Origin of the sequence: Halobacillus sp. BBL2006, assembly GCF_000786645.1 — a bacterium.
Classification (GTDB): Bacteria; Bacillota; Bacilli; order Bacillales; family Halobacillaceae; genus Halobacillus.
The window spans coordinates 1-7607 of record NZ_JRNX01000296.1 but is presented as its reverse complement, the minus strand read 5'-3'; the positions used below and the strand labels follow the sequence as shown (position 1 = coordinate 7607).

At 39.6% G+C, this 7607-nt stretch carries 9 protein-coding genes; 1 reads left to right on the top strand and 8 read right to left on the bottom strand.

Annotated elements, in window-relative coordinates; translation table 11 throughout:
* Window positions 1–146: 146 nt before the first annotated feature.
* On the bottom strand, window positions 147–1256 hold the full coding sequence (locus tag LD39_RS09625) for an NADH:flavin oxidoreductase (protein WP_156112607.1): 1110 nt from the start codon (window positions 1254–1256) through the stop codon (window positions 147–149).
* A 201-nt stretch (window positions 1257–1457) separates the two neighbouring features.
* A complete protein-coding gene (locus LD39_RS09620; protein ID WP_156112606.1) occupies window positions 1458–1703 on the bottom strand; it encodes a hypothetical protein in 246 nt (81 codons plus the stop codon).
* A 135-nt stretch (window positions 1704–1838) separates the two neighbouring features.
* Here LD39_RS09620 and LD39_RS09615 point away from each other — a divergent pair, with 135 nt between their 5' ends.
* A complete protein-coding gene (locus tag LD39_RS09615; protein ID WP_035545599.1) occupies window positions 1839–2408 on the top strand; it encodes a DJ-1/PfpI family protein in 570 nt (189 codons plus the stop codon).
* 263 nt (window positions 2409–2671) lie between these two features.
* Here the strand turns inward: LD39_RS09615 and LD39_RS09610 are convergent, their stop codons facing one another.
* From LD39_RS09610 to LD39_RS09585, 6 genes are all read right to left on the bottom strand, one after another.
* Window positions 2672–3352, bottom strand: a complete 681-nt coding sequence (locus tag LD39_RS09610) for an HAD hydrolase-like protein (RefSeq protein WP_035545598.1) — start codon at window positions 3350–3352, stop codon at window positions 2672–2674.
* Between the two features lie 138 nt (window positions 3353–3490).
* The gene (locus LD39_RS09605) at window positions 3491–4390 is read right to left on the bottom strand and encodes a GNAT family N-acetyltransferase (RefSeq protein ID WP_035545597.1); all 900 of its coding nucleotides are present in this window, start codon (window positions 4388–4390) and stop codon (window positions 3491–3493) included.
* A gap of 26 nt (window positions 4391–4416) precedes the next feature.
* Window positions 4417–5025, bottom strand: a complete 609-nt coding sequence (locus LD39_RS09600; RefSeq protein WP_035545595.1) for a DedA family protein — start codon at window positions 5023–5025, stop codon at window positions 4417–4419.
* Between the two features lie 44 nt (window positions 5026–5069).
* Window positions 5070–5531: a hypothetical protein gene (locus tag LD39_RS09595; RefSeq protein WP_035545594.1), complete on the bottom strand. Its 462-nt coding sequence runs from the start codon at window positions 5529–5531 to the stop codon at window positions 5070–5072.
* 193 nt (window positions 5532–5724) lie between these two features.
* Entirely contained in the window at window positions 5725–7212 is a 1488-nt protein-coding gene (locus LD39_RS09590; protein ID WP_231572551.1) for a phospholipase D family protein, read from the bottom strand.
* A 111-nt stretch (window positions 7213–7323) separates the two neighbouring features.
* The coding region (locus LD39_RS09585; protein WP_035545593.1) for an energy-coupled thiamine transporter ThiT at window positions 7324–7607 on the bottom strand (284 nt) is incomplete at its 5' end.

The window sequence follows — 7607 nt, the reverse complement described above, 5'->3', positions numbered from 1 at the left end:
TTATGACCTCGAGGGGCTAGGCGCTGGAGCTAGATGTAGACTCACACCGTAAAAAGTTATCCACAGTCCACCCCTAAATATATTTATAATTTCCTAGATAAACAGAAGCAGGAGCTCCTCATTAGAGGAACTCCTGCTTAAAGAGATTAGTATAATTTTTGCAATGCTTCTTTATCAAATGGCAGTAAATCATCAGCTCTGCCGTCTCTTACTTTCCTTACCCACTCAGGATCCATCAACAGAGAACGACCAATGGCAACCAGGTCAAACTCCTCTTGATCCAGCTTTTCAATCAGTCCATCAAGACTCGTCGTATTCGCCTCGGAAAAACTTGTAAACTCTCCATCAAGTCCAACAGATCCAACAGAAATAACAGGCTTACCTGTAAGTTTTTTCGTCCAGCCGGCTAAGTTTAACTCTGAACCTTCAAATTCTGCTTCCCAGAACCTCCTTGTTGAACAGTGAAAAATATCAACGCCAGCTTCTACAAGTGGACTCAAGAAACTCTCTAACTCATCCGGTGTTTCAGCCAGTTTCGCTTTAAAATCATTCATTTTCCATTGAGAAAAGCGGAAAATAATCGGGAAGTCAGGACCTACTTCACGCCGGCATGCTTCTACGACTTCAACAGCGAATTGGGTTCGGCCTACGAGATCACCACCATAACGATCTGTACGTTTATTTGTATTTTTCCAGAAGAACTGGTCAATCAAGTAACCATGAGCTCCGTGAATCTCGATTCCGTCGAAACCTAGACGTTTCGCATCAGCTGCAGCCTGAGCATAAGCTTCAACCAGTCCAACCACTTCTTCCTCTGTCATTGGTTCTGTAATTTGTTCACCGTTCAAGCTCAAGCCTGATGGTCCTACAGGTAATGCCTCTTCGTTCGGAAGATCTCCCTTCTTACGAGTCATGCCCACATGCCATAGCTGGGGAACAATTTTCCCACCTGCTTCGTGAACTTGTTTAACAACATTCGCCCATCCGTTCAGTGATTCTTCCCCGTGAAAGACAGGAATATTAGCTCCAGAAACAGAGGCCGGATGATTAATTCCTGTTCCTTCCGTCACAATTAAGCCTACTCCATTCTCAGCTCGGCGCCTGTAATAAGCTGCCACATCTTCTCCAGGCACTCCACCTGGCGAAAAACCGCGTGTCATCGGTGCCATCACTGTACGGTTGGATACTTGCAAATTTTCACTAGTAAAAGTCTCAAACAGTGGTTTAGTCGATCTATTTGTATGACTCAATGTCATTCCTCCTCTTTCCTTGATGCAAGGAATATTATTTCAAAATCCATTAGGAAAGAAAAGAAATCTGTTTCTGGCGTCTCATTAAAAAATCAGAACTGAAAGATCATCCCATTCATTCAAACGCCCTCCATTATTGAGATAAATAAAAAAGGATAAACAACCAAATAGACTAGAATAAGGAGTAGCTTTCTTTTATACGGTCGATCATGCAAATAAATTTTTCTGTATCGAATCAGTAAAAATAGACTTACGAAGTTGAATAAATAAATCATGCCTCCAATGCCCTTTCCCAACATGGCCACTATTAAAAACCATGGCGAGACGTTCGCCAATAAACAAAGAACCATGACGAGCCATCCAGAAATCCACGCCAAGTTCACCACTTCTTTTATTCCTTTCCCCACCATAACTTTTGCTCCATTCTATATAGACCGTCGAATAACGTTCCATGATTGAACTATCTAAGAATACGCTTCAGACCCTCAAATTAAATGCCTATTAAATAAAATGCTAGATTATAATTGGATAATTGAGGGAATAAGGCTACTGTGCATTTCCAAATCTGCTATCCTAGGAGGGTATGAATTGTCTGCAAAGAAAGTTTTGATTGTAACAGGCGACGCTGTGGAAGCTTTAGAAGTGTATTACCCTTATTTCCGTTGTTTAGAAGAAGGTTTTGAAGTCGATATCGCCGCTCCTCATCAGAAAAAACTAAACACGGTCATTCACGATTTTGAAGATTGGGAGACGTACACGGAAAAAAGAGGCTATATGATTGAATCGAACAAAACATTTTCCGATGTGAACCCAGGCGATTATGATGCATTAATTATCCCTGGAGGCCGGGCACCTGAGCATATTCGTATGAATGAAGAATTACCAGGAATTGTGAGTCATTTCTTTATCGCGGATAAACCGATTGCCGTGATGTGTCATGGGAGTCTTGTATTAACGACAATTGCAGACGTTGTAAAAGGACGTAAATTGACCGCCTACCATGCCTGCAAGCCTGAAGTGCAGAGCATTGGAGCAGAGTATATCGATGAAATGAATTATGTCGACAATAACCTTGTATCCGGACATGCGTGGCCAGACTTACCGGCGATTATGAAAGAATTTGTAAAACAGGTGAAAGGTACGAAAGTAAATACTTAGGATTAATCTTAAGTTTATTTAAGCTTGATTGAAAAGGAGCTTCCTCATAGCGGAAGCTCCTTTTTTTCTATGTCTTATAATGCTTTCTTCTCTCAAATTAATCAGATCCATACGTCAGCTTTTCTTTTTCTTAAACCCACCTATAGCCATAAAGACAACAAAAAACAACACAATCCATGAACCAATCCCCATGTGTTTTCCCTCCTTGTGGCTTATTAGTCTATTTACGTATCACAAACGAGATTGTTTCATCTTACACAACATCAATAGTTTCCATTAAATCCTAGCACCCTCTTTTTCGGAAACATGGTTTTAAGCTCAATTAAATCATTGATGACCACATCAGCATGAGCGAGTTCATCCTCTCGTGCAAAATCAAAATTACATCCTACTGCAATCAAACCGTTGTATTTAGCTGCTTTTATGTCAGATAAGCGGTCTCCGACGACTGCTGCATTTTTTACATCATATTTATCTATGATTGCTTGTACTAAATCACCTTTATTCAGCGATCGTATCTGTTGAATACTAAATGTTTCCGTAACCCAACGATCCAAACGATAATAACTAACGATGGCAGTTAAGTATTCGGTTAAACCGTTACTTGCTATGTGAATCGAATAGTTTTTTTCTTTTAAATAACGGAAAACTTCTTCTACATCAGGATATAACTCACCCTTTCCACTTTTTATATTTTCTACAAGCCTTGCCAAAAAATAAGCATCCGTTTGTTCTCTAACTTCGGTAGAATGATCAGGTAATAAAGTTTCCCACACTTTAGGTAAAGGTACCCCCATAATTTCGCGGTACTGTTCAATAGGGGTTTCCCCATCCCATTTATTTAAAGACCGTAAATGATTAAACGTATCCTCCAGTGATAATTCTAATATCTTATCTGTTTGAAATAACGTTCCATCCATATCAAAAATCAGTGATTGCACCATTGTTTCCGCTCCTTTTTCACAAAATGCTAATTAACTTAGAAAGTTTATCATACTTCTATACTTATCTCCTGAAAAACTGTTAAAGAAAGGCCAGTTGCTCTTTCGAGCATCTGGCCTTTCTTTACGATCAGTTTCGTTCTACGTATTGTTATCATTCTTGCTCAGCTTATAATATTCCATCGTTGAAGTAACCTTAAAACCGCACGACTGATAAAGGGAAAGGGCGTTTTCATTTTTTGATTCTACTTGCAGCATAATCACACTCAGCTGTTTTTCCATCAGTATATTTACGGCCTGAATCAAAATGGAACGCCCATACCCTTTTCTCCGATACTCTGGCAAAACTCCTAATCCATAAATTCCGCCTTTCCCACCACTCACTTCTAAGTGAACCTTGCCTACAGACTGCCCGTTCAGCTCGGCCATGTAGATGGTTACTCCACGCTTTTCTTCTTCTTCTGGTAAAGTCAATGCTGTATCTGTCTCATCGATTTGAAAATAAATTGCATTTTGCCGCGATATTTCTTTGGCATCCTGATTGCCAGCCTTGCGAAGGGCTAAATCATGAATGGGTCGCTGTTTTGTTGTTCCATCTTTTAAAAGCATGTCATACTCTGAATGATCATGAAGAGCTCCTAAAGACTTGATAAATGAGCGTCCAGATAGAGAGTTTGCATCTGTGAGTAACAACAGATCCTCTGCCTCTCTTTTTTTCCATTCCTCTTTTACTTGAGCAAATAATTGACGAAAGACGCCAAGACGCCGATACTCCGGGCGGACCATCCCGTTGACTTCCAGCATATCTCCTCCAAATTGACAGATTCCAATATATCCAATGAGTAAATTTCCGTCATAATACATGAATTCACTCATCTGATCCTTTTCTCTCGTTGTTTTACTCATCTTATAATCCAGTTCCAGCTTCAAAGTAATGGCTTCCTTTTCCACAAGTACCTTCAAACTATTAATGTCTTTAAACTCTTTTTGATCCAATTGTGCTTTTTCTACTATTCTGGGGTTATGGATCGTATGCTTCATCTTTTTGCTCCTTCAATAGTCTTTGATCAAGCTGTCCTTTTCTTCTTTATAAACCATATGGTGAAAAACACAAAGAAAAATCCTAAGAATAGATAAATCACTTTACTATAGACGTTCATGTATACGATTATCTCTTCCCACGAAGCACCCAGGGAAGCCCCGATATTTACGAGCACTACATTCCAAATCAGCGTCCCCAGTCCGGTCAATGCTAAGAATAATATAAAGTTCATATTGGACATCCCAGCTGGTATAGAGATCAAGCTTCGAACCAATGGTACAAATCTGCAAAACAGCACGGTCCACGGTCCGTATCGATCAAACCATTGATCCGCTTTATGAATGTCTTTCTTCGTCAAGCGTAATAAATGCCCCCACTTATCGACGATCTTTTCGAGCTTCTCTACATCCAGCTGTAAACCTATGCCGTATAGTACCATCGCTCCGATCACAGACCCTGCTGTAGCATAAAAGATGACCCCCCAAATACTCAGATCGGACGTTGTCGTCATAAATCCACTGAAAGTCAGGATGACCTCCGAAGGAATCGGGGGGAAGATATTCTCAAATGCAATCAGAAATAGAATACCCAGGTATCCATAGGTATTCAGTAGATCAATCAACCAATTTTCCATAATGTCTCCCTCTTCTAATAAGGCGAATTCCTAACAAAAATTCTTTAACCCTTGAGGTCAATTGTCTCTTTCATCATTTTTCTTTTTTCATGATCACGCCATTCTATAACCATATAAATACGACTGACCTCGTTAAAAGTAATCGGTTCACCATCACGATTTACATATGTATCGCCGTTGGTATGACCAGTTTCTATTATTTCCAGATTCGTTTCCCCACTGACGGACTTTGCTTGAACAACCTTATCTTCTTCACCGATGACAGCATGGACATCAATCTTATAATAATCTGAACTCATCGTTTCATTACTTTTAAATGTCACCTTACCATCCCCCGCCTTAAATGAATGAGGTGTACATTTAACTTCATAGTTTTCTACTTCCCAATGCTCACTCTCTCCATTCAAAGATAAGTGGAAATGATTTTCTATATTTCCCTTTTCGCCGCACCCCGTCAGGATCGTAATGATAATAAAGAATAAAACGATTAAATGAAAGAATCTCATATTCCCTACACCCCTACTATTTTATTCGTCTATGGCTTTCCCATGACGATTTCATATTTTTTAATTTTGTGTTTAACTACCAATTTTTACAATAACATAAATATCCAATCAACTATGAGTCTTTATTCATATTCCTCACAAAAAAAAGACTGAATCGGATTCGATTCAGTCTTTTCTCTATGAACTCGGCGGTTTAATAAGTCGTAAACCACGTCCATTTTTGCAAATAATAGGTCACATAGCGTATGAACGTCAGATTTCCCTGATATTCGGAATAATCAGCCGTATACGTTTCCCCGTCTTCATTATTCCAAATTCTCTTGAAGAAACCATCTACTTCCTTAAAGATATCTTCTGAAGGTGGCCCTTTAATGACGACATCAGATTCAAGATTCAAGTTTGCCAGGTTACGTCTCGTATAATTCGCAGAGCCAGCAATGATCACATTTTCTTCCTGTTTATCAATATAAAGCATTTTGGTGTGAAACTGTTCAACATTGACCTCATACCAACGCATATTGATATTTTTGTTGCCCAAATTTTTTAATTCAGCTGCCACTGGGAGGTTCGGCAGCCCAGGTTTTTGGTGACCAAAAGCTTTTTTGTTTGGGTCCATAACAATATTCACCACAGCGCCACGATCGGCTGCCTTATCAAGTTGATCTATGATTTTCCGATCTGCCAAGTAATACATTCCAAGCCAGATGTTATCCCCGTCTCCTGCATTCTTCAATTCCTCCAAAATTGAGCGATAGATTTTTCCTTCCGTCACGAATTGAGTTTGCAGATTACCTTCTTGCTTTTCCCACGTCCTGTTCTCGTAGTCTGGAAAATCAGCTTCACCTGAATAATTTACGACAGCTTCTTCAGCTTCCAAAATGTCTTTAATGATCGGTCCTTCCATTTTAAACGCGACGTTTTCATGATAGCCACTCGCATCATGAGGGTTCGCGGTTTGTACGATAGCAGAATCTTCTGTTACTAACAACTTTCTGTGGTTCGCTTTGATATTAAGAAGTTTCAAATAAGATCTTAATGTAACATCCGGAGCTTCTTTAGCTATCGGATTGCCAATCCATCCGTCATCACCTGTTCCCATCCATGAAACGAACATACGCCATAAGCTTGAATAGAGAGGGTTGGAGTCTCTTAATTTATTTATATTGGTAAGAACGACATCTACTCCGGCATCTTCTAACCTGCGGATAGTTTCCGATTCATAGGATCCGTAAATTGTGTTGATCTGGTCAGTGATGAAAACAACCTTAAGATCCGGATACTTTTCTTTCTGCTGAATGATTTGGTCCACCAAATTTTCTGAGATCGGCGGAAATTCGTTTTTACCGTTCGTATAACCATTAAATAAAAACATGTCAGCTACAATAAAATCTTCCGCTTCAGAAATGGTACGACCTAGTTCCTGAAAAATATGTCGATCATGGACCGTTTTTCCGTCCTTATTTTCATAAGTAAGATCATAAAAGAACTCGATATCATCCATCGAGTGAGTCTCTCCTTCATAAGAGATCCCTTCAGGTAACGGTTTCCATGAGGTATGGTAAGCAATCATAAGGGTATTAACGAGAATAAATACAGCAATGATCCAAAATAGTTTGCTTTTATGAATTCGTTTAAGCTTTTCTTTCCGCTTGTGCATTCGTTTCTTCATAAAATTCTTCATTTGTCAGTCCGCCTTCTTTTGTGGGGTGCACTACTATTTTCACTCATTTGTCACATATCAAACCTATTACCTAAAAAAACCCTCACTTTTTAATAAAAGCGAGGGGTAATTTTACCTTATTAGTAGCTTTGGCCGCTGTAGAAACAGCAGCGACACGATGATCGCACTAAGAATGAATGCAGGCAACATATATCCACCATTATAAACGAGTGAATAGAGCCAGACCGGTTGTCCTTTCGGAGCGAACTGACCGTAAAAAACGATTCCTGCAACGAAGTGGCCGAAAAATCGAAGCAAGCTTCCTATAAAGCATCCTATCGTAATCCAAGCGATGAGGGATCCTTTTTTATTCGAAGAAATGGCTTTCCATAGAGGTTTTGCCACTACACCCGCCA

Bases quoted from the DNA above. Each gene is read 5' to 3' on its own strand.
- LD39_RS09625 (WP_156112607.1), bottom strand. From the start codon at position 1,256: ATGACATTGAGTCATACAAATAGATCGACTAAACCACTGTTTGAGACT.
- LD39_RS09620 (WP_156112606.1), bottom strand. From the start codon at position 1,703: ATGGAACGTTATTCGACGGTCTATATAGAATGGAGCAAAAGTTATGGT.
- LD39_RS09610 (WP_035545598.1), bottom strand. From the start codon at position 3,352: ATGGTGCAATCACTGATTTTTGATATGGATGGAACGTTATTTCAAACA.
- LD39_RS09605 (WP_035545597.1), bottom strand. From the start codon at position 4,390: ATGAAGCATACGATCCATAACCCCAGAATAGTAGAAAAAGCACAATTG.
- LD39_RS09600 (WP_035545595.1), bottom strand. From the start codon at position 5,025: ATGGAAAATTGGTTGATTGATCTACTGAATACCTATGGATACCTGGGT.
- LD39_RS09595 (WP_035545594.1), bottom strand. From the start codon at position 5,531: ATGAGATTCTTTCATTTAATCGTTTTATTCTTTATTATCATTACGATC.
- LD39_RS09590 (WP_231572551.1), bottom strand. From the start codon at position 7,212: ATGAAGAATTTTATGAAGAAACGAATGCACAAGCGGAAAGAAAAGCTT.